We start from the raw sequence: 25,081 nt of genomic DNA on the forward strand, positions 1-25,081 counted from the left end.
GTGTTTAACTAGTTTGGTTCTATTCAGCTAAGGAGGATTTAAGCATGGCTCACAAGCCGGAATTGTTAGCTACAGCCTCATCGCTAGAGGAGCTTGAAAGATTAATTGCTGCTGGCGCAGACGCCTTTGTCATCGGCGAGGCACGTTACGGGATGCGATTGGCAGGCGAATTCAGTAAGGATTTGATTGCTCAGGCGGTGAGCATAGCAAAGCCTAAAGGTAGTCGAATTTATGTTTCTCTTAATAATCTTATGGATAATGAAGCGGTAGAAACATTAAATGATTACGTTGCTTTCCTTGCTGAGGCAGGCGTAGATGCTATTATTTTTGGTGATCCCGCAGTTCTTATGGCTGCGAGAAAGCATGCGCCTGGAATCGCCTTGCATTGGAATGCGGAAATGACGTCGACCAATTATGTTACGGCGAATTATTGGGGACGCAGAGGTGCTGGCCGATATGTCCTTGCTCGTGAGCTGAACATGGAGCAGGTTGTAGAGACCGCATCCAGCACAGACCTTGAAACTCAGGTACAAGTACATGGCATGACGAATATTTATCACTCTAAGCGCTCACTCGTGGATAGTTATTTAGTGCATCAAGTAGATACCGACCGATTGCCTCGTAAAGATAAGGACCGCGGCTTATATGTTATGGAAGCGGAGCGGCAGGATGAGCGTTATCCAATCTTCGAGGATGATAACGGCACTCATATTATGAGCTCGGATGATATTTGCATGCTCGAGAACCTGCATGAGCTTATGGAAGCTGGCATTACCAGCCTGAAGATTGAAGGAATTATGAAATCTATCGAGTATAACGAAATTGTCGTTCGGGCTTATCGGCATGTGATTGACGCCTATATCGCAGATCCGTCCGGTTACTCCTTTCAAGAGGAATGGCTGGATGCTATTCGGGACGTTCAGAATCCGGATCGCGAGCTAAGTTTTGGATTCTTTTATAAAGAGCAAGTCTATTAGGAGGTGCACAGACATGACGACAACAGAAAAAACGACTCCTCGTTATCAGGGCAAACGGAATCGTCTCGATAAGCCCGAGCTGCTCGCCCCGGCTGGGAATTTGGAGAAGCTGAAATTTGCTATCCATTATGGAGCAGATGCGGTTTATATTGGTGGACAAAAGTATGGTCTGCGCTCAAATGCGGATAATTTCAGCTTTGAAGAAATGAAGGAAGGCGTTGAATTTGCTAATCGTTACGGTGCCAAGGTATTTGTAGCCACGAATATTTATGCGCATAACGAGGATATAGAAGGTATTGAGGAATATCTTCGTGCACTAGAAGAGGCCGGCATAGCTGCGATTATTGCGGCTGATCCTGCTATTATCGAGACCGCACAGCGCGTTGCTCCAAAGCTTGAAGTACATCTAAGCACCCAGCAATCGACACTCAATTGGCAGGCAGTGGAGTTTTGGAAGGAAGAAGGGCTGCCGCGCGTTGTGCTAGCCCGTGAAACGAGCTTTAAAGATATTGCTGAAATAAAGAAGCATGTCGATATTGAGATCGAGGCATTCATTCATGGTGCTATGTGCTCGTCCTTTTCTGGGCGTTGTGTGCTGTCTAATCATTTTACCGATCGGGACTCAAATCGCGGAGGCTGTTCGCAGTCCTGCCGCTGGAAATATGATCTGTTTGTTGATGATATGCCAATGTATCCAGAGGATGAAGATAAATTTACGATGGGCTCTAAAGACTTGTGCATGATTGAATATTTACCTGAGCTTATTGAGGTTGGGGTAGACAGCTTTAAGATCGAAGGCAGAATGAAGAGTATTCATTATGTAGCTACAGTCGTTAATGTGTATCGACAAGCCATTGATGCTTATTTTGCTGACCCTGAGCATTTTGAGTTGAAGCGTGAATGGGTGGAGGAGATTAACAAGGCTGCTAATCGACCGCTGAATACAGGGTTTTTCCTTGATACTCCTGGCGCAGAGGATCATATTTATGAGCCGGAGGAGAAGTCGGCGCCTTATGATTTTGCTGGAATAGTGCTTGCATACGATGCCAAATCTGGCTTTGCTACCGTTCAGCAGCGGAATCATTTTAAACTGGGACAGGAGATTGAGTTTGTAGGTCCTCAGGGTACATTCTTCAAACAAACGATAACTGAAATAACGGATATCGACGGTGTATCTCTGGATACTGCACGTCATCCGCTTCAGCATATTCGCATCCGTACGCTAAAGCCTGTCAAGCCGATGGATATGATGAGGAAGAAAATAGGTAAAAAACAATAAAATAGAAAATGAAAACAAAGTGCGACTTGAGCCTTATTTTTAAAATAAAATAAGGCTCTTTTTTTATTTTATTGCTTATGGATTGACAATGTTATGTCGATATAAAATAATAGAATGTAAATACATATTTCGGCAAGATTCGCTAGCAGCTTATGAACCTATTTTGACTTACAATATTGAAGGCGGTGTCTTTCCTAATGAAAAATCGAGAAGAGCAAAAAATTAACAATTCGGTGCAAAAGCAACAAAACGAGCAGGGGAGCTCGAGCAAGGAAAAATCGGATTTAAGCTTGAAAGCGCAATCAGGAATGAAGGCGGTTTCTCAAGCAGCAAAGGCAGCGACGGTAAGTGTGAAGGGTGCCAAGTTGTCTAATCCGATTCGATCTGTTGGCATGAAGCTATTTTTAATCATTTTTTTCAGTATTTTAGCCTGTGTATTAACCGTAGGTCTTATGGCTTATTCGAAATCCAAGTCCATTATTGAAAGCAAAGTATCTGACGCTAGCTTTGAAACGATCAAGCAGGTAGCGAGTAATTTGGATGTTATTTATAAGACCTATGAGGATCTTTCGCTGCAAATTATTATCGATAAGGACTTTCATACCTATGTTCGCACGATGATTGAAGCTCAGGACGATTACACTAGGTTTGAAGCCTCACGAAGCTTAAATGACAAAATGCAAAATTATATTATGGGCAACAACACGATCGTTTCCTTGATGCTATTGCCGTTGAATCCGAAGCTGGAGCCCCTAGCAACGGGATCGGCATCCAATGCCGGTGCTGAGAAACTAATGGAATCAGAGTGGTTTAAAGAGACGGTAGCAAAAGAAGGGAAAACCAATTGGATTCCCCCTCAGTCCGATGGATTTTCTAAGTCATCTGGCGTAGTTACGCTTGGACTAAGTCGTCTTATTAAGGATTCAGCAACAAGTCAGGCATCTTATGTATTGCTTATGGAGATGGGGGTAGATTCTTTCGCTGATCGGTATGACGATGTCGTACTTGGCGAAGGCAGCGAGCTAGCGATGGTGGACAATAATGGTCTTTATATTACCAACCCTAATCCGGATCTCATTGGCAAGCCCGTTAATCTGAGTCTTCCGCAAGAAGGCAACAATGCTCAGCAAGGCTCTGTGAAGATGAAGACAGATAAGGCTGAGGACGTGCTCGCAACCTATCAAACCTTTTCGACTATGGATTGGAAACTCGTAGGAACGGTGCCCGTTAAAGAGCTGGTTAAAGATGCGAAGTCGATTCAAAATTTAACCTGGATTACGGCATTGATAGCTGCTATTATGGCGGTTGGGATTGGTTTCATCGTTATTATGACCATAGCACAGCCTTTAGTGAAGCTTCGCAATTTGATGACGGAGGGGGCAAGCGGCAATCTAACAGTGCGCTCCGTCATGAAGAAACGTCAGGATGAGATCGGTGAGCTTAGCGAAAGCTTCAACCTTATGATGACGCAAATTCAATCATTGGCGGTTCAGACTACCCGCTCAGCTGAAGATGTTCTCATAACAGCAACAGAGCTTAGCGATGCTTCCAGAAAAACAGCTATATCCGCAAAGGAAATAGCTGTCGCGACGGAAGAAATAGCAGGAGGAGCTACAAGCTTAGCAGTTGAAGCGGAGAGAGGTACAGATTTGACCGGTCATATTGACGTTCAGATGAAAAAAGTAATTGATGCGAATGAGCAAATGGTCCGCTCTGCGCAAGAGGTTGAGAAAGCGAGTGAGCAAGGTACTGCTTATATGGGCGTACTTATCGAGAAGACCGGCATGACGGAGGAAATGACGCGCTCCATGGTCGAGAAGGTTGACGAACTGAAGGTGAGCACGGGCTCGATCGTTAAAATTTTGGATGTGCTTAATAGTTTGACGAAGCAAACGAATATTTTATCATTAAATGCGACGATTGAGGCTGCGCGTGCAGGAGCTGCGGGAAAAGGGTTCATGGTTGTTGCAGATGAAATTCGCAAGCTTGCAGATCAATCCCGTCAGTCCATTGATGTTGTTGGACAAATTACTGAAAAAATCAGAGGCGAGATCGACGAGACTGTTCATGTACTGTCGGATGCTTATCCGTTATTCAAAGAGCAAATCGGTTCGGTTAAAGAAGCGAATCAAATTTTCTTGACTGTATCGGGGCAAATGGGCGAGCTCGTGCAAAGACTGGACTTAGTTACAGATTCGATTGGACAGTTGGATCAATCACAAGCGGTATTGTCCGATGCGATGACGAACGTCAGCGCAGTTGCCGAGGAGTCGTCCGCTACTTCCGAGGAAGTTGCATCACTTAGCTCAGAGCAGCTTAGTATTAGTGACGGCATGGTACGACTCTCCGAGAAGCTGGATACGGTATCTCGCGAGCTGAAAGAATCGCTGTCGAAATTTAAAATTAATTAATCAAAAGAGTTTGAACGAATAAAATAGATAGATTGAGGAAGAGCTGTTCAGGCAATGATTGCTGAATGGCTCTTTTTTTTTGTTTTTTGAAGTATTGGAGCGGGGTTTGAAGGGAATGCGTTAAAGGAATAATAAGCGTATGACAAGTCCAGCGCTAGTTAGTGTGAATCAGACTATAGCTGCACGAATAAAAAGGAGCCTCGTTCTCATGGTGAGCAAACATGTTTAAACGAATATGGCTGTCTGCATGGATCATTACGATAATAATGCTAATGTATATCGCTCGTCTCGCATGGCTCCAGCTTATGCCTATCAGCTCAACAGCGGCTGTGCTATCAGCGAACAATAGCCGTGGAGGCTGGCATAGATTGTCGGTCATGCAGCGCCAGCGAAATTTGGTGTTGGATACGGGGCGCGGTGATTTCTACGATCGATATGGAATGGCAATTACAGGAGAAACCTACTCAGCTGTCGCTTTATTTCCCATACCGCCATCTCTGAGAGGGGAAACTAAGGATTTGGCAGCGCTAAGCACCATTTTAGGGATTACAGAGAAACAGCTGCTGCTTAGATGGGATGCTTTGCGGGAGCCGTTATTTTGGAAGGCAGAGGGCGAGCAACAGCCTCTGCGGCTTACAGCCGCAGAAGCGAGTGCAATTAATGAGCTTGATCTCAATGGGATTCGTGTACTTCCTTACCGCAATCGATATTTGGCGGCCTTTGACGCGAAGCATCTGATTGGCTTTACTAGTCAGCATCCAGAATGGCTGCAGCAGAAGTATACAGAGGAGCTTGCCTCTGGAAAGAGAAGGCTGACTGAGCAGGTTGGAGGCTCGGGTTTGGAGAAGTCGCTTGATAAGCTGCTGCACGGGAATGGGGCAACCTCTGCTTCTTACTTTATTGATGGGAAAAATGCGCCTATGCATGGACTGGATATACGCATTACGCAGCCTGATAGCCGTTATTATCCGCTTAAGACCATGACAACGATTGATTTGCAGCTGCAAAATGAGATTGAAAGCTATGTGGACGCTCAAGGCTTGCAGGAGGGCGCAGTTGTTGTGCTGGATGCGAGCAACGCGGATATTATTGCAATGGTGTCGCGGCCAAAGCTTAAGCCTGGACAATTCCTGACTGGAGACGGCTCGGAATGGTCAAATCATGCGTTAAAGGCTGTAGCGCCAGGCTCGGTGTTCAAGCTTGTGACCGAGGCGGCTGCATTGGAGGCAGGAGTGATCAAGCGGAACGAAACCTTTTTTTGCAACGGAGAATACGGCAAATATGGCTTGTCCTGCTGGAAGGAAGGCGGTCATGGCCATCTGACGCTGCAGGAGGGCTTGGCGCAATCCTGCAATATCGTTTTTGCGGCGATTGCGGAGCGGCTGGAGGCAGCGGAGCTGCAGAGGACTGCAGAAGCGCTAGGTGTAGGCAAGCAGGCAGGCTGGCATCGTGATAAGCCCTTTGGGCCATTCAGTGATCCGCTTCGCCTGCTAGAGGAAGAGGAAGCGGGGCAGCTGTTCGCGCCAGCGAGAAGCTACGGAGAAGACGAGTACAACTTAGGGAAGCTGGAGGCCGCTCGTAAGGCTCGCGTACGAGCGGCGATGCTGGCTGCGGTAGATGGAGGCGTGCTCGCGCAGAGCGGGATCGGGCAGCGTGATGTGAGAATGTCGCCGCTTCAAGCGGCGAATTTGATTGTAACGCTGCTAAATGAGGGGCGCGTAATGGAGCCGCGCCTCATCAGTGAAATCCGCTATGCCAACGGCCAGCGGATGGTGAAGCTCCCCGCGCAGCGGGCGCAGGAAACAAGCGGCCGGATTCATCCGGCCACTGCTTATGCGCTGCTGCGCGGAATGGAGGCGGTCGTCGACCATGGTACGGGTCGATCGATCCGCCAAGGGCTGTGGGCGGTGGCCGGGAAATCCGGCACCGCCGTGACGACTCGGGCCGGAATCGCCCGCAACCACCAGTGGTTTGCGGGCTACGGCCCGGTCAGCAAGCCGCGCTACGCTATTGCTGTGCTTGTGGAAAATAAGCCGCCTGGAAGTAACAACCAGGCGACTAAGCTATTCCGGGGCGTCATGGATATTGCCGCCCGCGCAAGAAGTAAAGGAGAGGACAGCTGATTTGCTGTCCTCTCCTTGTAGCTGAGCTGCAAGAAAAAGACCATGCGATTAGCCGCATGGTCTGCTTTCTGCTTATCTCTAAATTCTCGTATCTTCTTCCTCGTCAGCGTCCGGGTCCACTGGTGTGGTTAGATTGCTTGTATCGCTCTCATTTGGCGGATTGTCGAACTCCCCAATTGGAGCGTGAATCCAGCGGTGAAAGTAGCCTTGATCATAAAGCGATTTAAGCAGAATCATGAGAATTGGCGCTAAAATGACACCAGATATGCCGAATACGGATAACGACACAATCATGAAAGCAAGCATCGTGAAGGCGGACACGCCAAGGGAGTCGCCTGTTATCTTTGGTTCGAGAATTTGGCGTGTCAGCACGACTGCTAAAAACAGTACAGAGAGCCAAATCGCAAGCGTAACCTTGCCTACAATAATCAAGTAAATGATCCAAGGAATGAAGATCGTACCGACGCCTAACAGCGGCAAAATATCAAAAATAGCGGAAACAACAGCGATGACAAAAGCATTTTCTACTCTAAGCAGCAAAAGCGCGATGAGTATGACGATGAAGGTGATGCTGATCATTTTCGCCTGTGCTTTAATATAAAGTGCAATGCCTTTGAAGACGTTGTTGCGCAGGAAGAAAAAAGCGTTTTTAAATGTGTTTGGCGTTTTATCCTCTGCCGTCTTCTTCCAAGTCGTAATCTCGATGCTTAAGAAATAAGCTAATATAATACCTACAACAAAGTTGAAAATGAAGGTCGAGAAGGAGGAGACGTAACCAACGATATTGCTAAGCAGATTTTGTCCGAATTTAGCAAACGTAGCAGTAGCACCCTCAATGAGCTCCTTGGAGCGCTGAACTAAATCGAGGTCAGCAGCGGTTGTTCCGAACCTTAGCTGTATCTCCTCCGTAATATTCGCTATTTGGATGGCGAGTATTTTTTGATATTTAGGGAAATTGCTAATCAGCTCATTGCCTTGCTTCGTTATTAAATAAGCAGCGCCTGAGAAGGCGGCGAGTATGACCAGTGTAAAGAGAAGAACGGAAATGCCGGAGGCGATTGATTTTTTCATTCCCAGCTTGTTCAGTCGTCTAGCCAGAGGCTCGATACATAAGAAAATAACAAAAGAAAAAAATATAGGTGTTGCAATGCGGTACAAATAGCTGAAGGAATACATAATTAAATAGACAGTGAGTGCGATGAGAGCGATGTCAAAGGCGGTTCTCCAATATTTTCTATAAAAGGGCAGCATAGGGTACTCCTTCTTTTTCCATAATCGTATTTCCAATAAGATTGTACTATAGTTTCTAAAAAGATGCCTATTTTTTATTGCGTTATGCTACAATTAAAGTTACTGTTGTTGTTTTGTACCGCTATTCATTCGTCGATTAAATCATATAACGGTGGGGAAAACAAAATGGAAAATTTGTTCTTATGGGGATTATACGTTGCATCCTTCTATGCGTTTCTTCCTGGACTCATTAGTCGGACATTTGGCTTCCGTGTGTTTAAGAAAGGCAGAGTTGAAAAAGAAATTTCGCTTACATTCGATGACGGACCTGATCCGGTTTATACACCGCAGCTTCTCGATCTTCTTGCTCGTTATAATGCGAAGGCAACGTTTTTTATCGTAGGCTCGCATGCTGAGGGACAGGAAGAGCTGCTGCGCCGTATGAAGGATGAGGGACATGTTTTAGGCGTTCATAATTACGTTCATAAATCGAATTGGCTGATGAGGCCTCGGACGGTTAAACGCCAAATTGAACGAACAAATGACGTCATTGAGAATGCAACGGGCATACGTTCAACTTATTATCGACCGCCCTGGGGTATCGTAAACGTGTTCGATTATGCGAACCTGGGCCATTTGCAAATTATTTTATGGTCTGCGATGTTTGGTGATTGGCGAATTAGGCTGGGTCATAAGCGCCTTGGGAAGCGAATGCTGAAGAAGCTTAGACCAGGCGAAGTGATGCTCCTGCATGATTGCGGCATGACATTTGGTGCAGACAAGGATGCTCCGCAAAATATGCTTATTGCGCTGGAGGCATACTTGAAGGAAGGGACTAAGCTCGGCTATCGGTTTGTTGATATTGTGGAAATGATGAAGCTAACCGAGGCAGCGCAAGCAGCCCATACTTCGGTCTGGAAGAAAGCGATCATAGCGCTTTGGCTGCAGTGGGAGAGAGTGTTTCACATTATGTTCCGATTGAAAACAGTTGGCGATACGACTGATGCGGCTTTCCATTATCGCATTACAACGTACAATGGAGAAAACGTTGAGCTTGCAGCAGGTGGACGAGTGGAAAAAGGCGATCAAGTTGCAGAATTACATTTTGACAACAAAAAATTATCCTCAATTGCAGCAACCTCCAAATCGCCGGTAGCGACTGGAATTCGAATGCTCCGCGAGGTCGAGCAGGCGCTTCCGCATCTTGCAAATCAACTAGCGGCTGACAGCGAGGCTAAAGATATTAAAGCGGTCTATGGCGTAACGATGATACATCGGGGCGCTGATCGGCTTGGCTTTGAAATTTTCAAGCTGCCTGAGGGCTTGTTCGCCAAATCTACACGTATCTATTTGCGTATTCTCATTAAAGTTCTGACTAACACAAAACATAGCACAAAAGGCAAGAAAAAGAGAGACACGATTTCTCCTCGAATGCTGCTCATGCCGATTCAAACGATTAGAAGCTATTCGACGGTGAAAATGAGCAATATACAAGAGGGAGCAGATCGACTAAGCGAAGCTGTAGAACGTACATTAAGCGCAGCAGCCGACGAAGCTGCGCAACTAGGGACGAAAACAACAGCAATTTAACAAAAGTGATGGTTAGAATAACAGCGGCTCAGAGCTAGATCTTGAGCGGCTGTTATTTTTTGTTTTACGATGAGTGATAAAAATGGACATGCATTTCACAGATTAACCTGGCACTTACCCGCTTAATTATTTGTGCAAGCAGGAGAGGAGTCTCCTATACTATTGTCAATCACACGTGTCTGATGAATGCCGTCGTGTATATGTATCCAACTAATATTGTCTGTGATCGCTCTAATGTGAATGGAGAGAGGAGGGTGCGGCGTACGATGTACTTAGTGCAATAGAAACCTCACATGGGAGCAGATTTGATCAGCTACAGTGTAATAATGCAGCAGAATGAGTGTAAAATGAACGATTCTGTGCTTAAAACAGGTAATCCATTGTAAAAAGTGCAATGTACGTGGAGTTTAAGGTGAGCAGTCGCCAATCTGTTGTACAAAGTGCAGCGTAGCCTCCCGATTTCGCAAGCCCCGCCCCGCCCCGCCCCGCCCCCATCATCTCAAGTGAGTCTTTATTTTGATTATGCCCAGAAGCTCCATAATTACGATAGAAGCCTATAGCAAAAAGGAGTACAAGCTGTTTCCAGCTCGTACTCCTAATTTATTCTAACGCTTATTACATTTTCATTACGCCGCCAGTGCTGGCGGAAGTAACAAGATGAGCATAACGCGCGAGGTAGCCGCGTTTGATTTTTAGCTCAAAGCCATTCCATTCGGAGCGGCGTTGTTCAAAGTCTTCATCGCTGATGAGAAGATTCATCGTACGGTTGTTCATGTCGATCTCTATGATGTCGCCATCATTAACGAATGCGATTGGACCGCCATCAGCAGCCTCTGGTGATACATGACCGATGCTTATGCCGCGAGATGCGCCGGAGAAACGTCCGTCAGTAACGAGCGCAACCTTCGCACCTAGCCCCATACCTACGATTTGTGATGTAGGAGCAAGCATTTCCGGCATACCAGGACCGCCGCGAGGTCCTTCATAGCGGATAATTACGACATGGCCTTCTTTTACTTTGCCGTTAGCAATAGCGTGTAGGGCATCATCCTGTGAATCGAAGCAAATCGCAGGCCCTTTATGGTAGCCTCCAACCGATTTATCGACCGCGCCCGTCTTGATAATTGCGCCATCAGGAGCAATGTTACCGAACAGGACAGCCAAGCCGCCGCGTGCTGTATGCGGATTGTCAATCGTGTGGATGACGTCTGTATCTTGAATTTCGCAGCCTTCTACGTTTTCACGCAGTGTTTTTCCGGTAACGGTCATGCAGTGTCCGTGCAAGGTGCCTTCTTTTTTGAACAGCTCGTGAATAATAGCGCTGACGCCGCCTGCATTATGAACATCTTCAATATGATAGTCGGAAGCAGGAGCGATCTTCGCAAGATGCGGTACACGTTCAGCTATTTCATTAATGCGCTCGATCGGATATTCGATGCCAGCTTCATGCGCAATAGCAAGTGTATGAAGAACGGTATTTGTGGAACCGCCCATTGCCATATCAAGTGCGAAGGCATTGTCAATCGTATCCTTTGTAACAATGTCACGCGGTTTAATGCCAAGATCAATAATTTTCATAAGCTGACGAGCTGCTTCTTTAACAAATTCTTTACGCTCTGGGGCTACAGCAAGGATTGTACCGTTGCCTGGAAGAGCTAGGCCAAGACCTTCTGCCAAGCAGTTCATGGAGTTAGCAGTGAACATACCGGAGCATGATCCGCAAGTCGGACAACCATATTGCTCAAGCTCTAACAATTGCTCGTCATTAATTTTACCGACTTGATGAGCGCCTACGCCTTCAAATACGCTCGTAAGTGAAATCGCACGACCGTCGGAAGTTCTACCTGCTTTCATCGGTCCGCCGCTCACAAGCATAGTCGGAATGTTGACGCGAAGGGCGCCCATAATCATACCTGGCGTGATTTTGTCGCAGTTTGGAATACAGACCATACCGTCAAACCAGTGTGCATTAACCACCGTCTCGATGGAATCGGCAATAATTTCACGGCTTGCAAGGGAATAACGCATTCCGATATGACCCATTGCAATACCGTCATCAACGCCGATTGTATTAAATTCGAAAGGAACGCCGCCTGCTTCGCGAATAGCATCCTTAACGATCTTGCCGAATTCTTGTAAGTGCATATGACCAGGAATGATATCAATATACGAGTTACAAACCGCAATAAATGGCTTGTCAAAATCTTCTTCTTTTACGCCTGCGGCACGCAGCAAGCTGCGATGCGGGGCACGGTCGAATCCTTTTTTTATCATGTCTGAACGCATTCTTTTTGTCGCCATGTAAGTGCCTCCTATGTGCAAAATAAAATATCAATACTCAATTTTATCACAACGGACAAGCGTTGGCTATAAGTGCTATAAGCGGAATATGATCCTGAAAGCATGTGGAGTAATGTAAATACGCGCTGATCGACGTAACAAGTCGATCCATTTTCAATTGTAGTATGCTCAATAGTTGCAATGAGAAAAACATAATAATGAGATATCAGCTTGAATTTTTAATGGAAAGAGGAGTTCAGTTGGTCAGAATCGCTGTTTCATATATATGTGTGTAGCTATAAGTCGAACCACGTCGAAAATAGTCGACTAACCCCACCGTTTTACTCATGTAATATGAATGTTAATTAATTGCGGGATCACGAATCAATTAAGAGATTTTATTTGTATTTATGTCACATAATCTAACGCAAAACGATTTACTTGTTATTATTTGCTGTTTATAATGGAAGTATTAAAGGTAAAGAGGTGGAGAAATTGCAGTTAACTGAACGTGAAAAAGAAAAGCTGCTCATTACAATCGCTGCTGATTTAGCTAGACGGAGGCTTAACCGAGGGGTCAAGCTTAATTATCCAGAGAGCATCGCACTCATCACCTCTGAAATTATGGAAGGCGCACGGGATGGAATGACGGTTGCACAGCTCATGGAGTTCGGAACGCAAGTATTGAAATCTGAACAGGTGATGTCCGGCATACCCGAAATGATACATGAGGTTCAAGTTGAAGCAACTTTTCCAGATGGGACAAAGCTAGTTACCGTCCATAATCCGATTACAGCATAGAGAGCAGGACAGGGGCTAAAGCCAGCTAAGCTATTTGCCAGAAGGGAGCGCCGCCACGGATGATACCGGGAGAATATCGGGTAGCTAAAGGTGAAATTGAATTAAATGCGGGGAGAAGGACGCTGCAGCTAATTGTTGTAAATACAGGTGACCGACCTGTTCAAGTAGGCTCTCACTTTCATATTTTCGAAGTGAATCGAGCATTGAAATTTGATCGTGAGGCTGCTTTTGGCATGCGGCTGCATATTGCAGCGGGTACAGCGGTTCGCTTTGAGCCAGGGGAGGAGAAGCCGGTAACGCTCGTTGAGCTTGGCGGTGCAAAGCTCTCCTTTGGCTTGAACGGCTTAAGCCAAGGTATTGCGGTAGCAGGAGCGATGCCGGATGAAACTCGAGCGCGACTGAAGGCTTGGGAAGGAGCTGGCGAATGACGAAGATGGACAGACGAAGCTATGCGGCGATGTTTGGGCCAACAACTGGCGATGCCATTCGTTTGGCAGACACAGAGCTTTGGGCGGAGATCGAGCATGATTTTACAGTCTATGGTGATGAATGCAAGTTTGGCGGCGGCAAGGTTATACGCGATGGGATGGGGCAATCAAGCGGCGCTCTGCGCGATGAAGGCGTATTGGATACGCTCATTACAAATGCCGTTATTATTGATCATTCAGGCATTGTGAAAGCGGATATTGGCATTAAGGATGGATTTATTGTTGGCATTGGCAAAGCCGGCAATCCCGATATTATGGATGGCGTGCACCCCAATATGATTGTTGGTGCAAGCACGGAGGTTATTGCTGGAGAAGGAAAAATTGTAACCGCGGGTGCGATTGACTCGCATATTCACTTTATTTGTCCTCAGCAGATCGAGACTGCATTGTCTTCTGGTGTTACGACGATGATTGGCGGCGGTACGGGCCCGGCAACGGGAACGAATGCAACGACGGTCACTCCAGGCGCATGGCATATGCGCCGGATGCTGGAGGCGGCTGAGCATTTTCCAATGAATATTGGTTATACGGGAAAAGGGAACGCATCGTTCACAGCTCCGCTTATCGAGCAAATTGAAGCTGGCGCTATTGGGCTTAAGCTGCACGAGGATTGGGGTACGACACCGGCAGCCATTGATGCATGCTTACAGGCGGCAGATCTATACGATGTTCAGGTTGCTATCCACAGCGATACTTTAAATGAAGCGGGCTTTGTTGAGGATACGCTTGCTGCCATTGGCGGACGAACTATTCATACGTATCATACCGAAGGCGCGGGCGGCGGACATGCGCCTGACATTATTATTGCTGCAGGGGAGCTTAATGTGCTTCCATCCTCAACGAATCCGACGCGGCCCTTTACGATCAATACGATCGAGGAGCATCTGGATATGCTGATGGTTTGCCATCATCTAGACAGCAGCATTCCAGAGGATGTGGCGTTTGCTGATTCCAGGATACGGCCGGAGACGATTGCTGCTGAAGATATTTTGCATGACATGGGCGTATTCAGCATGATCAGCTCAGACTCACAGGCGATGGGCCGTGTGGGTGAGGTTATTATTCGGACTTGGCAAACGGCTGACAAAATGAAAAAGCAGCGCGGGCCTCTGCTGCCCGATAACGAGGAGCATGACAACTTCCGCATCAAGAGATATATTGCCAAATATACGATAAATCCGGCAATTACGCATGGTGTCTCTCATCTAGTTGGCTCGCTTGAGGCAGGGAAATTTGCAGATCTCGTCATTTGGAGTCCGATGTTCTTTGGTGTTAAGCCGGATCTTGTTCTGAAGGGCGGGAGCATTGCTTATGCTCAAATGGGTGATCCTAACGCTTCGATTCCGACACCACAGCCCGTATTTGGCCGTCCTATGTTTGCTTCGTTTGGCAAGCTGGTGTTTAACAGCTCCATTACATTTGTTTCACAAGCCGCCTATGATCGAGGGATTGCGAAGGAGCTTGGGCTTCAGAAACGAATTGAGCCAGTTAAGGGCTGTAGAACGGTAACGAAGAAGGACATGATCCACAATGATGCGACGCCTAAGCTGGAGGTGGATGCAGAAACGTATCATGTGCTGGTCGATGGCGAGCATGTGACTTGCGAGCCTGCTGAGGTGCTTCCGATGGCGCAGCGCTATTTCTTATTTTGATGTTTCTGTATGGCCTGAGCGGATCGGAGGGCAATTGAGATGAAGGAACAAATGAGATGGCTCGCCATGCAGCAGCTGCTTGATTCTGCTCTGCCGATCGGAGGTTTCTCTCATTCCTTTGGACTTGAGACGATGGTGCAGGATGGCAGAATGAATCAAACGAGCCAGCTATATGTGTATGTCTCCGCGATGCTGCTGCAAAGCTGGGCGAGCTCAGATGCCATGGTGATTAAGGCTGTTTACCGTGATGCTCCTGCAGCAAATTGGGAGCGGCTTTGGGCGGTAGAGCGGCTGGTCCATGTGCAGCGCGCGGCATCCGAAACTCGCAGTGGCGTGGAAAAAATGGGGAGGCGCCTACTGCAGCTGGCAGCAACGATCCATCCACAGCTCGATTGGTCACCGCTCCTAGAAGCGACACGATCAGGCAAATGCTTTGCCTCGCATCCACTTGCACACGGGTATGCAAGCTGGGTACTGGGTGTATCTGAGGAGCGAGCGATCCAAGGTTATTTCTATACGTGTATCGTGACTTGTATCAATAGTGCGCTTCGACTTATGTCGATGGGACAGACAGAGGGACAGTCGTTAATTGCGAGACTGACTCCGCTCACGGAGCAGGCGATGGCAATATCAGATAGGCTTGAGCCTGAGGAAGCGTATTCCAATATGCCTATGGCAGAGCTTGCCATGATGCGGCATGAACGTTTGTATTCAAGGTTATTTATGTCTTAACAAATCTAACGGAACAATATGGAGGAATGACTAATGTGCCAAGGACAAGGACATACGCATCAGGAGTGGGAAAGCCCATCCATCGATAACTCAAGACCAATTCGGATTGGCATTGGCGGACCGGTAGGCTCTGGCAAAACAGCACTTGTTGAAAGGCTGACGCGCGAGCTTCACACGAAATACAGCGTAGCTGTCATTACGAATGATATTTATACGAAAGAGGATGCTCGCATCTTATTTAATACAGGCATACTTCCTGAGGAGCGTATTATCGGGGTAGAGACAGGCGGCTGCCCGCATACAGCCATTCGCGAGGATGCTTCGATGAACTTTGAAGCTATTGAGGAGCTGGAGCGTCGTTTTGACGATTTGGATTTGATCTTCATTGAGAGCGGAGGAGACAATCTTGCTGCTGCTTTCAGTCCTGAACTCGTAGATCGATTCATCTATATTATCGACGTAGCCCAAGGGGAGAAAATTCCTCGCAAAGGTGGTCCTGGTATTATGCGCTCCGATTTGCTTGTCATCAACAAAATCGATTTGGCGCCATACGTAGGTGCAAGCCTTGAGGTTATGGAAGCTGATACGTTGAAAATGCGAGGCGAGCGTCCGTTTGTGTTCTCCAATATGTTCGGCGGCGATGGGGTCGCTGAGATTGTGAGCTGGCTTACACATGAGGTTGCTCATGCGCGTGGGACGGAGCATTCCCATGTTATTCAGCTAACGAATATATCTGCTGAACAGCGTCATTCTGCTTCATAATGGACCGCAAGCTACCAGCGGGAGAAGATAGCCGCGGACACGCAGAAGGTTTGATTAGGACATCTGTGCTGCGTGCTTCCTTTGTCAGCAGGCAGGCACGGACAGTTCTGGACAATAAATATCATACCGCGCCTATTAAGATTGCAAAGGCTTTTCCGCTGGAGAATCAGTTAGCCGTAATCGTTATGGACGTTTCGCCCGGCCTGCTGGATGGTGACCGCTATGAGTTTGACTGGGTTGCAGATCAGGGGACTCAAGTGATGATTACAAACCAATCGTTCACTAAGGTGCACCCCAGCACGCTCGGCAGGGGCTCATCAATGAGGCAGACATTTTCTCTGGAGGAATCTGCAGTTGTTGAACATATGCCAGAGCCAATTATGCTGTACAAGGACGCTGCTTTTCAAAATGAGACGGAGGTACGCTTGGAAAATGGCTCTGTCTGGATGCAGGCGGACGTGCTGTGTCCTGGCCGCACGCTGCGCGGTGAGCGCTTTGATTATCGAATATACAGCAATACGCTTTCTGTTCGGTATAAAGATGAGCTTATCTTCTCGCAAAGGCAGCGAATCGAGCCGGCTGAGCAGCATCTCGCTGCCCCTGGCTGCTGGGATGAAATGACGCACTGGGCTACCTTTTATATTTTCTCGGATCGAGTGAATAGCTCGCATTTGGAGCAGCTTCAGGAGCAGCTGGACTGCTTTGCTGCACCAACCGGGCATCCAATCACTGCAGGTGCGTCTATGACTTATCGGTATGGCATTGCGGTATCCGCCGCATCAACGGCGGCTTGGCCGCTTGAGCTTCTAATGAAGGAACTGTGGGGAGCGGCGCGAGGATGCTTGCTCGACCAGCCTCCGCTGCGATTTTTATAAGAATAACGTTTGCGGCATAATAAAGTAGGTCAACCAGCCCTAGGTAGTTGGCCTATTTGCATGTATACAACAATTGAAAATAAATAATTAGATAATAATATTAGTTAATCTTATAAATGAACGCTATAATATGGAAGAGTTATAGCAATCTTTATAGATAGGTTGGTGATCGCTTGGAATCTTCAAGTGTGGAAAGGCAAGAATTGATGAGACGTTTAGACGAATCCTTTCGTCAGGTGAGAAGACAGATTAATACGGAATGGAACACATACAACGTACATGGCTTAGGCATGACACATGGCAAAATGCTAACCATCTTGGAGCAATCGGGCGCACAAAATTCTTCGGCACTAGCAGAACAGCTCTTTATTACTAGCGGCGGCGTCACAGGAATAGCTGACCGTCTTATTGAGCTTGGTTACATAAAACGAGAACGGAGCGAGAGGGATCGACGCGTGGTCATGCTGGAGATTACGCCGGAAGGGCGCGGCATCGTCAAGCTGATCGAGACGGTTCGATCGAAGCTGATGCACAGGCTTTTTAATGGCATGACCGTTGCAGACATGGAGCGCGGTGTCCAGCTCTTTGATCATATGAGTAAAAATATGGAATAGGATGTTACAAAATCGTGACTATTTTCATAATTCGTTTTTAATACGATTAAAAATAGTGTAGAATTAACAAGAAATTTGTCGAACTTAAATAGGTTGACAAATTCCGATAATTCAACTAGGATTAAAAGGAATTAATACATTTGATCGTTTGGGAGAGATATTAATGAAAAAGGCATTTGCTTTAGCGGTATCGTTATTTCTAATGGTTGCGATCGTTGCAGCTTGTGGATCTAACAACAAAGACGCAGGAAACGCTGCAAACAATAGCGCGGCAACAAATAATACAGGCGATAAAGCTGAAAAGAAAAAAATTGCACTCGTACTTCCTGAAAAAATTGGCGTGAACAAGTTTTTCGTATTGATGGATGAAGGCTTCAAAAAAGCAGGAGCGGAGTTCGGCGCTGAAGTAAAAACGATCGAATCGACTGATCCTGCGGGCTTCGAACAAAATCTTCGTGCAACAGTAGCTGAAGATTACGATTTGATTATTACGGCAACTTTCCAAGCAGAGGATGCGCTAAAAAAAGTAGCAGCTGAAAATCCGGACAAGTCGTTTGCTGTTATTGATACGGTTGTTGATCTGCCGAACGTACGCAGCGTTAACTTCCGTGAGCATGAAGCTTCCTACCTAATGGGGGCACTTGCAGGTTTAGCAACTAAAACGAACATTGTTGGTGCTGTTGTTGCTATGGATGCTCCACTGCTTAGCAAATATACATCCGGCTTCGAGGAAGGCTTGAAGAGCACGAATCCTGAAGCACAATTCCTTATCAATTATGTAGGAAGCTTTACAGATCCGGTTAAAGGCAAAGAGCTTGCACTTCTTCAACAATCCAAAGGTGCTGACTTTATCGCAGGCATGGCAGCTGTTGGCGACAACGGCGTGTTCGAGGCAGCTAAGGAGAAAGGCTTCTACACTTCCGGTCAAGATACTGACCGTACAGATGAAGATCAAGAGCATATCGTCCTCTCACAATTGAAGGGTACGGATGCAGTAGCTTATGAAACGGTAAAAAGCTTTGTTGAAGGCAGCTTTGAATTTGGTGTAGCAGACTATGGCTTGAAGGAAGACGGCGTAGGCCTGACTTTCGTAACAAGAGACAGCCAATCTACGCTTAGCCCGTTCATTGGCCAAGAAAACGTAGATACAGTTAAAGCTATCGCTGAAGATATTAAGTCTGGTAAAATTGTAGTAACAAACCCGCTAGCTCAATAGAATGATTGACCGGCTGCTGTTTTGCAGCCGGTTTACGAATTGCATGGAAGCTTCCTCCTCCCCGGGGGAAGTGGTTTTTTTTGTTTATAAGGCTATGAAAGGAGAGGTGCGTTTGTATGCTGCTGCACATGGAGGGCATTACGAAATCCTATGGGAGCGTAACGGCTAATAGTCATGTTCATTTTTCACTTCAAAAAGGGGAAATTCATGCATTAGTAGGCGAAAATGGGGCAGGAAAAACAACTTTAATGCGTATTCTGTACGGAATGGAAAGTCCGACAAGCGGACAAATATTGCTGGGTGGCAAGCCCGTTTCGTTTGCAAGCCCGGCTGATGCGATTAAACATAAAATCGGAATGGTGCATCAGCATTTTATGCTATTCCCAACATTTACAATAGCTGAGAATATCGTAATCGGACGCGAGCCCTCTAAAGGTGTGGGCTTTGACCGCAAGGCGGCGGCATTGGAGACGGAGCGGCTCGGCAAGCTTTATGGCATGCCCGTTGATCCATGGAAAAAGGTAGCGGATTGCTCTTTAGGCATGCAGCAGCGTGTGGAAATATTGAAGGTGCTGTATCAAGGAGCAGAGGTTATTATTTTGGATGAGCCGACAGGTGTTTTGACGCCTCTGGAGGTCAAAGAGCTGCTGATCGCAATTAAGGGCTTGGCAGCACAAGGGAAAAGCTTTATTCTGATCAGCCATAAGCTGCAGGAAATTATGGAGGTAGCTGACCGTGTGACCGTTCTGCGGGACGGGAAGGTTACGGGCACTGTCGACACGAAGGACACGAATACAGAACTTTTATCAAGGCTGATGGTAGGTCGGGAATTAGTCAATATATCACGCAATAAGATTAGCAGAGGAAAGCCAGTGCTTGAGGTTTCGCAGCTGACTATCAGCGGAGCGAAAGCGAAGCCGGTACTTGCAAATGTAAGCCTTCATGTCGATGAAGGAGAAATTGTAGGCATCGCCGGTATTTCAGGAAACGGACAATCTGAGTTGATTCAATCGATTTCTGGTTTGCTGAAGCCAGAAGCAGGGACAGTTAAGCTGCGCGGACAAGATATTACTGGTGCACAGGTTGGAGCAATTCGTAGGCAGGGGCTTGCTCATATACCTGAGGACCGTTATCAGTGGGGAGTCGCGAAGGATGCGACCGTTACTGAGAATGGCTTAATGGGACATGCATCTAAGCATCAGAAATATGGCATGTTAAACGGATCGAGCATCCGGAAAATGGTTGGTGAATGGGTAACCCGCTTTGGTATAAAAACAGGCTCATTATCTACAAAAGCGCAATATTTGTCGGGTGGGAATTTGCAAAAGCTGATCGTTGCCAGGGAGCTTGCACAGAAAACTCCTTTTCTTATAGCGGCTGAGCCTACGCGGGGCGTTGATGTCGGCGCGATGGAGATTATTCATGGAGAGCTCCTGGCGAAGCGGGATGAGCGTGGTGCAATATTGCTTGTTTCCTCTGAGCTAACGGAAATACTCAAGCTGTCGGATCGCATTTTAGTGATGTATGAAGGGGAAATCGTAGGCGAGCTGGATGCAGAGACGGCTACTGAGGAGCAAATTAGTTTGTTGATGGCAGGAGGAAAAGCGGTTGGATAAGCTATTACAACTCGGACGTTCGCTGTTGCAGCCGCTTTTGGCTGTTTTCGTTGGTTTGGCAGCCGGTGCGGTTGCTATTTCCATTGTCGGCGGCTCCATAACGGAAACCTACGCTGAAATGTGGAAGGGTGCCTTTGGCAGCTTTTACTTTTTCACTAACACATTAAGCCGTGCAACTCCAATTATTTTAATCGGGCTTGGCGTTGCTCTTGCCTTTCGTGCTGGATTTTTTAATATGGGATCAGAAGGCCAAATGGTGCTGGGCGCTCTCAGCGCTGCAGTTACTGCCATTTACTTGCCTGGTCCAGGCTGGTTTAAGCTTACAGCAGCTATTATAGCCGGAATTATTTCCGGGGGAATATGGTCGGCCTTCGCTGGCTGGCTCGATGCAAGATTCCGTATGAATTTGCTCATTACAACCTTGCTTCTTAATTACATAGCTACATTATTTGCAGGCTATATCGTATCCTATCCGCTTAAAGATCGAACCGGCTCTGCGGCAATGGCACAAACGGTTATGATTGATCAAAGCGTATGGCTTCCGAAGCTGTTTAAGGGCATGAGCCTTCACGGCGGATTCATTATAGCGGCTGTAGGCGCTATATTGTTATTTCTTTTTATGCGGTACACGGTCAAAGGCTACGAAACTCGCATGCTGGGTGGAAATCCTCTATTTGCAAGCTATGGTGGTGTACAGCGTGGTAAAATGATGCTGTTCAGCATGTTCATCAGCGGAGGCTTTGCTGGACTTGCTGGATCGGTAGAGGTGCTAGGCACGCAGTATCGCTATCTGGATGGAGCATTAACCTCTCCAGGGTATGCCTGGTCAGGCATTATGGCGACGCTGCTTGCAGGCTCGCATCCACTTGGGACTGCGGTTGCTGCTATATTGCTAGCCGCGCTTCAGACTGGCGGCATGGGCATGGAGCGCAACACGGACGTTCCGCTTGAGGTGTCCAGCATTATTCAAGCCGTACTCATATTGTTCGTATCAGCTAAATTCACCTATTCGTTCATTAAACGCAAGAAGGCGGGGTCATAATATGGATTTCTTTTTGGATGCCTCCCTGTACGCTTCGACACTCCGTATGGTTACGCCCATTTTGCTTGCTGCGCTTGGCGGAGCCATCTGTGCACGCGTCGGCTTGTTTAACGTAGGTTTGGAAGGTTTAATTTTGATTGGTGCGTTTTCTGCGATCGTGGGCAACCATTTCACCGGCAATGTATTTGCAGCAGTTCTGTTTGCGATTTTATGCACGCTAATATTTTCGATGATATTTAGCTTTATGAGTATACATTTAAAGGCCAATGTTATCGTTGTCGGGATTGCGCTGAACTTTCTTGCGCTAGGGCTGACTACCTTCTCTCTGCGAGCGGTCTTTGATGTAAAAGGCGCATACTACAATAAGGATATGGTCGGCCTTCCAAAATGGGATGTTCCCATACTCAAGGATATTCCTTGGCTAGGTGAAATATTGTCCGGACATTCTCCGCTCGTTTATTTATCCTTTGTACTTGTCATCGCTTTGCAGTTGTTCTTCTTCAAGACGGTAACCGGCTTCCGCCTGCTTGCCTCTGGGGAGAATCCAACGGCTGCGAAAAGCTTAGGGATTAAAGTTTCACGTATACAATATGGCGCTGTGTTGATGTGCGGTGCATTATGCGGCCTTGCTGGCGCGCAGCTGTCGCTTGGCAATGTGACGATGTTTACAGAGGGCATGACATCGGGACGCGGCTTTATTGCGCTTGTTGCAACGATGCTGGGCCAATCGAATCCGATTGGCGTTGCGGGCTCAAGTCTGCTGTTTGGTTTCATGGACGCGCTCAGCATCAGGCTGCAGGGCTTCGCTTTGCCGACACATTTTACGATGATGCTGCCTTATATCGTGACGATTGCTGCCATGCTGTTTTTCAAAGATAAAGGGTATATGCAGGAAGCACGCAAATCGAATGAAAGCTCACGTTAATAGGCGGGTTCTTGATCAGAATTGGAATGCAACGCATAAATAGGGGAGGCTAACAAGATGCACAAAAAGGCTGAGCGTCTAAAAAAAGTTACATCGATTAAAAAGACAGAGCTTGCACCTGAGCTTGCTCATCGGATACCGCCAGGCCAAACGCTGACGGAGCGGTTTCCTATTTTACACGAAGGGGACATCCCCATTTATAATATGAACAACTGGTCACTTCGTGTGTTTGGCGAAGTAGAGGAGGAGCGCAGCTTCAGATTTGAGGAGCTGCTTGCTCTTCCGCAAACGAAGATACAATGTGATATCCACTGCGTTACGCGCTGGTCCAAGCTTGATACGGAATGGGAAGGCATCAAGTTTAACGATTTGCTGCCGCTGCTTGGAGTGAAGTCGGATGCTAAGTATGTCATGCTGCATGCGGATGAGGACTATGAAACGAATTTGCCGCTTGAGGATTTGCTGCTAGACAACATCCTGCTTGCCCACCGCTATGACGGCGAGCCTTTGACCGATAAGCATGGCGGTCCTATGCGCATGCTCGTTCCACATTTGTATTTTTGGAAGAGCGCGAAGTGGATTACGGGAATTGAGTTTATGAAAGAGGATCGTGAAGGCTTCTGGGAGCGCAACGGCTTCCATAGCTATGCCGATCCATTTAAAGAGCAGCGGTTCAGCAGTGAAGAAAATTCGATGCCTGAGGACGAATGGCAGAAGAAGGAGTTTGATTAATTAGATGCTACCTATACTACAAGTTAACCCAGAGGATCTGCCGGAATTTGCGATCGTATGCGGAGATCCACGGCGCGCGGAGACGATCTCACAGAAGCTAAGCAATGTAAAAGAGCTCGCGTTTGCAAGGGAGTACCGGACATTCGTTGGAGAATATGCAGGTGTTAGACTTGCGGTAGTCAGTCATGGCGTAGGCTCGCCTGGCGCCGCTGTATGTTTCGAGGAGCTTATTCGCGGCGGGGTGAAAACGCTCATTCGTGTCGGTACAGCAGGCTCTTATTCAGCAGACCACCCGGCGGGAAGTCTGGTCGTAAGCACGGCAGCGGTTCGCGCTGAGGGACTTACGCATCAGCTCGTTCCAGCGGGTTTTCCTGCGATTGCAGACAGCGAGGTTACTGAAGCACTGTATGCAGCTGCGCAGGAGACTGAGGGTATCGTGAAAAAAGGAATTACGGTAACGCTTGACGTCTTTTTCTCAGGCGTGGTAGACATTCCGCACAAGCAATATAAACAATCGGGCGCGATCGCTGTTGAGATGGAAATTGCAGCCTTGTATGTCATTGCAACGCTTCGCGGTGTCCGAGCTGGAGCAATATTGGCGCTCGATGGTTATGCTGATTCCGATTTGGCGGGTGAGTATGATCCGCATACAGATGTTGTTGCAAATGCGATAGAGCGTGAAATCGATACGGCGCTTCGTGCAGTTGCCAAGCTGGCGGCTGCCTCATCAAGCATTTAGCATGTAGCTGAGCAAGGAGGAGCCTACTCGTGGACGGTACCTTATTTAAGCAAGATTGGTTGAACGGTGACTTGTATCCGCATGTATTTGCTTATTATTTTAAGCAATGGTCCGACTACACGATGACCTACCACACCCATGATGCCATTGAAATTATGTACGTAATTTCAGGATCTTGCGGAATTGGGTTTGAAGCGACAGCAGCGGCTGAGGCTTATGAAATGACGCTCAAAAAGGGCGATTTCGTTATTCTTGATGCCAATGCTCCACATCGGCTGATGGTAGATGAACGAGGACCTTGCCGGATGCTTAACGTTGAATTTGATTTTCGGGAGCGCCGGACGGCGTTCCCTTCCATGCGCCAGCTTGCCTTGGAGGACGAATTTGTGGCTAAATTGATCACAGAGCCGTCCTCTTATTTGTTTTTGCGTGATCCTAGCGAGGTCTATCACGTGCTTAAGAGCTTGGTGCTTGAGCTGGATAGCCGTGGGAAGAGCATTAATATGAAGGCAGAGCTGCTGTTTGCACAGCTGATACTAGCGATTGCTCGGCTGCATCATGAGAGTGGAGCTGAGGGGGTCAATCCTACAGAGCTTTATGTTAAGCAGGCCATCGAATATATGCATCATAACTACGATCAAGACATTCAGGTGAAGGATATTGCGTCAGCGGTCAGTTTGCACCCCGGTTATTTGCACCGTGTATTTCGAGCGCAGCTTGGAAAAACGCTGACTGGCTATTTGACGGAGCTGCGAATGGAGAAAGCAAAAATGCTGCTGCGCGAGACGGACATCGCGATTGCAGACATTTGTGATTATGTAGGTGTGGGAAGTCGGCAATACTTTCATGCGATGTTCAAAAAATATACGAATCAGACGCCAATCGCTTATCGGCATGGAATGGATACACAAATATTGGATAGTCGGGGCCTAGGCTCGGACAAACTAAAGTGACGATTTCTGACAGTCTGAGTGTCAGTTGGTCACAATATTGATAA

21 protein-coding genes are annotated in these 25,081 nt (G+C 47.2%); 19 read left to right on the top strand and 2 right to left on the bottom strand.

Features of this window, described 5'->3' with window-relative positions:
- Positions 1-44 precede the first annotated feature (44 nt).
- From MHI37_RS09270 to MHI37_RS09285, 4 genes are all read left to right on the top strand, one after another.
- Positions 45-977, top strand: a complete 933-nt coding sequence (locus MHI37_RS09270; protein ID WP_076337413.1) for a peptidase U32 family protein — start codon at positions 45-47, stop codon at positions 975-977.
- 13 nt (positions 978-990) lie between these two features.
- Entirely contained in the window at positions 991-2,256 is a 1,266-nt protein-coding gene (locus tag MHI37_RS09275) for a U32 family peptidase (protein ID WP_076337414.1), read from the top strand.
- Positions 2,257-2,453: 197 nt separating this feature from the next.
- Positions 2,454-4,667 carry a methyl-accepting chemotaxis protein gene (locus tag MHI37_RS09280; RefSeq protein WP_083676311.1) on the top strand — a complete coding sequence of 738 codons (2,214 nt, stop codon included), beginning with the start codon at positions 2,454-2,456 and terminating at the stop codon, positions 4,665-4,667.
- A gap of 221 nt (positions 4,668-4,888) precedes the next feature.
- Positions 4,889-6,790, top strand: coding sequence for a penicillin-binding transpeptidase domain-containing protein (locus MHI37_RS09285; RefSeq protein ID WP_076337415.1), 1,902 nt, complete (start codon positions 4,889-4,891; stop codon positions 6,788-6,790).
- A 78-nt stretch (positions 6,791-6,868) separates the two neighbouring features.
- On the opposite strand, the gene MHI37_RS09290 is transcribed toward MHI37_RS09285, so the two are convergent.
- Positions 6,869-8,041: an AI-2E family transporter gene (locus MHI37_RS09290; protein ID WP_076337416.1), complete on the bottom strand. Its 1,173-nt coding sequence runs from the start codon at positions 8,039-8,041 to the stop codon at positions 6,869-6,871.
- Between the two features lie 165 nt (positions 8,042-8,206).
- On the opposite strand from MHI37_RS09290, the gene MHI37_RS09295 reads away from it, so the two are divergent.
- Positions 8,207-9,610 carry a polysaccharide deacetylase family protein gene (locus MHI37_RS09295; protein ID WP_076337417.1) on the top strand — a complete coding sequence of 468 codons (1,404 nt, stop codon included), beginning with the start codon at positions 8,207-8,209 and terminating at the stop codon, positions 9,608-9,610.
- Positions 9,611-10,225: 615 nt separating this feature from the next.
- On the opposite strand, the gene ilvD is transcribed toward MHI37_RS09295, so the two are convergent.
- Positions 10,226-11,911 (bottom strand): dihydroxy-acid dehydratase, encoded by a 1,686-nt coding sequence (ilvD, locus tag MHI37_RS09300; protein WP_256710549.1) that lies wholly within the window; start codon positions 11,909-11,911, stop codon positions 10,226-10,228.
- A 474-nt stretch (positions 11,912-12,385) separates the two neighbouring features.
- Here ilvD and MHI37_RS09305 point away from each other — a divergent pair, with 474 nt between their 5' ends.
- From MHI37_RS09305 to MHI37_RS09370, 14 genes are all read left to right on the top strand, one after another.
- A complete protein-coding gene (locus tag MHI37_RS09305; protein WP_076337418.1) occupies positions 12,386-12,691 on the top strand; it encodes an urease subunit gamma in 306 nt (101 codons plus the stop codon).
- Between the two features lie 59 nt (positions 12,692-12,750).
- Positions 12,751-13,119: an urease subunit beta gene (locus MHI37_RS09310; RefSeq protein WP_076337419.1), complete on the top strand. Its 369-nt coding sequence runs from the start codon at positions 12,751-12,753 to the stop codon at positions 13,117-13,119.
- On the top strand, positions 13,116-14,831 hold the full coding sequence (ureC, locus tag MHI37_RS09315; RefSeq protein WP_076337420.1) for an urease subunit alpha: 1,716 nt from the start codon (positions 13,116-13,118) through the stop codon (positions 14,829-14,831). Before MHI37_RS09310 ends, ureC begins: the two co-directional genes overlap by 4 nt.
- A gap of 39 nt (positions 14,832-14,870) precedes the next feature.
- Positions 14,871-15,563, top strand: a complete 693-nt coding sequence (locus MHI37_RS09320) for an urease accessory UreF family protein (protein WP_076337421.1) — start codon at positions 14,871-14,873, stop codon at positions 15,561-15,563.
- Positions 15,564-15,596: 33 nt separating this feature from the next.
- Entirely contained in the window at positions 15,597-16,325 is a 729-nt protein-coding gene (ureG, locus tag MHI37_RS09325) for an urease accessory protein UreG (RefSeq protein ID WP_076337422.1), read from the top strand.
- Positions 16,326-16,375: 50 nt separating this feature from the next.
- Positions 16,376-17,200: an urease accessory protein UreD gene (locus tag MHI37_RS09330; RefSeq protein WP_342556544.1), complete on the top strand. Its 825-nt coding sequence runs from the start codon at positions 16,376-16,378 to the stop codon at positions 17,198-17,200.
- Between the two features lie 206 nt (positions 17,201-17,406).
- The gene (locus tag MHI37_RS09335; protein ID WP_076337423.1) at positions 17,407-17,814 is read left to right on the top strand and encodes a MarR family transcriptional regulator; all 408 of its coding nucleotides are present in this window, start codon (positions 17,407-17,409) and stop codon (positions 17,812-17,814) included.
- Positions 17,815-17,977: 163 nt separating this feature from the next.
- Positions 17,978-19,030 (top strand): BMP family protein, encoded by a 1,053-nt coding sequence (locus tag MHI37_RS09340; protein WP_076337424.1) that lies wholly within the window; start codon positions 17,978-17,980, stop codon positions 19,028-19,030.
- Positions 19,031-19,146: 116 nt separating this feature from the next.
- A complete protein-coding gene (locus MHI37_RS09345) occupies positions 19,147-20,646 on the top strand; it encodes an ABC transporter ATP-binding protein (RefSeq protein ID WP_076337425.1) in 1,500 nt (499 codons plus the stop codon).
- Positions 20,639-21,688 (top strand): ABC transporter permease, encoded by a 1,050-nt coding sequence (locus MHI37_RS09350; RefSeq protein ID WP_076337426.1) that lies wholly within the window; start codon positions 20,639-20,641, stop codon positions 21,686-21,688. Before MHI37_RS09345 ends, MHI37_RS09350 begins: the two co-directional genes overlap by 8 nt.
- A gap of 1 nt (position 21,689) precedes the next feature.
- The gene (locus MHI37_RS09355) at positions 21,690-22,613 is read left to right on the top strand and encodes an ABC transporter permease (protein WP_076337427.1); all 924 of its coding nucleotides are present in this window, start codon (positions 21,690-21,692) and stop codon (positions 22,611-22,613) included.
- Between the two features lie 57 nt (positions 22,614-22,670).
- A complete protein-coding gene (locus tag MHI37_RS09360) occupies positions 22,671-23,345 on the top strand; it encodes a sulfite oxidase-like oxidoreductase (protein WP_076337428.1) in 675 nt (224 codons plus the stop codon).
- A 4-nt stretch (positions 23,346-23,349) separates the two neighbouring features.
- Positions 23,350-24,084: a nucleoside phosphorylase gene (locus tag MHI37_RS09365; RefSeq protein WP_076337429.1), complete on the top strand. Its 735-nt coding sequence runs from the start codon at positions 23,350-23,352 to the stop codon at positions 24,082-24,084.
- Positions 24,085-24,113: 29 nt separating this feature from the next.
- Positions 24,114-25,037: an AraC family transcriptional regulator gene (locus MHI37_RS09370; protein ID WP_076337430.1), complete on the top strand. Its 924-nt coding sequence runs from the start codon at positions 24,114-24,116 to the stop codon at positions 25,035-25,037.
- Positions 25,038-25,081: the final 44 nt, after the last annotated feature.

The organism is Paenibacillus sp. FSL H8-0548 (genome assembly GCF_038630985.1).
GTDB lineage: Bacteria > Bacillota > Bacilli > Paenibacillales > Paenibacillaceae > Pristimantibacillus.

Bases quoted from the DNA above. Each gene is read 5' to 3' on its own strand.
- MHI37_RS09275 (WP_076337414.1), top strand. From the start codon at position 991: ATGACGACAACAGAAAAAACGACTCCTCGTTATCAGGGCAAACGGAAT.
- MHI37_RS09345 (WP_076337425.1), top strand. From the start codon at position 19,147: ATGCTGCTGCACATGGAGGGCATTACGAAATCCTATGGGAGCGTAACG.
- MHI37_RS09335 (WP_076337423.1), top strand. From the start codon at position 17,407: ATGAGACGTTTAGACGAATCCTTTCGTCAGGTGAGAAGACAGATTAAT.
- MHI37_RS09285 (WP_076337415.1), top strand. From the start codon at position 4,889: ATGTTTAAACGAATATGGCTGTCTGCATGGATCATTACGATAATAATG.
- ureC (WP_076337420.1), top strand. From the start codon at position 13,116: ATGACGAAGATGGACAGACGAAGCTATGCGGCGATGTTTGGGCCAACA.
- ureG (WP_076337422.1), top strand. From the start codon at position 15,597: ATGTGCCAAGGACAAGGACATACGCATCAGGAGTGGGAAAGCCCATCC.
- ilvD (WP_256710549.1), bottom strand. From the start codon at position 11,911: ATGGCGACAAAAAGAATGCGTTCAGACATGATAAAAAAAGGATTCGAC.
- MHI37_RS09365 (WP_076337429.1), top strand. From the start codon at position 23,350: ATGCTACCTATACTACAAGTTAACCCAGAGGATCTGCCGGAATTTGCG.
- MHI37_RS09295 (WP_076337417.1), top strand. From the start codon at position 8,207: ATGGAAAATTTGTTCTTATGGGGATTATACGTTGCATCCTTCTATGCG.
- MHI37_RS09360 (WP_076337428.1), top strand. From the start codon at position 22,671: ATGCACAAAAAGGCTGAGCGTCTAAAAAAAGTTACATCGATTAAAAAG.
- MHI37_RS09290 (WP_076337416.1), bottom strand. From the start codon at position 8,041: ATGCTGCCCTTTTATAGAAAATATTGGAGAACCGCCTTTGACATCGCT.
- MHI37_RS09355 (WP_076337427.1), top strand. From the start codon at position 21,690: ATGGATTTCTTTTTGGATGCCTCCCTGTACGCTTCGACACTCCGTATG.
- MHI37_RS09280 (WP_083676311.1), top strand. From the start codon at position 2,454: ATGAAAAATCGAGAAGAGCAAAAAATTAACAATTCGGTGCAAAAGCAA.
- MHI37_RS09310 (WP_076337419.1), top strand. From the start codon at position 12,751: ATGATACCGGGAGAATATCGGGTAGCTAAAGGTGAAATTGAATTAAAT.
- MHI37_RS09320 (WP_076337421.1), top strand. From the start codon at position 14,871: ATGAAGGAACAAATGAGATGGCTCGCCATGCAGCAGCTGCTTGATTCT.
- MHI37_RS09270 (WP_076337413.1), top strand. From the start codon at position 45: ATGGCTCACAAGCCGGAATTGTTAGCTACAGCCTCATCGCTAGAGGAG.
- MHI37_RS09340 (WP_076337424.1), top strand. From the start codon at position 17,978: ATGAAAAAGGCATTTGCTTTAGCGGTATCGTTATTTCTAATGGTTGCG.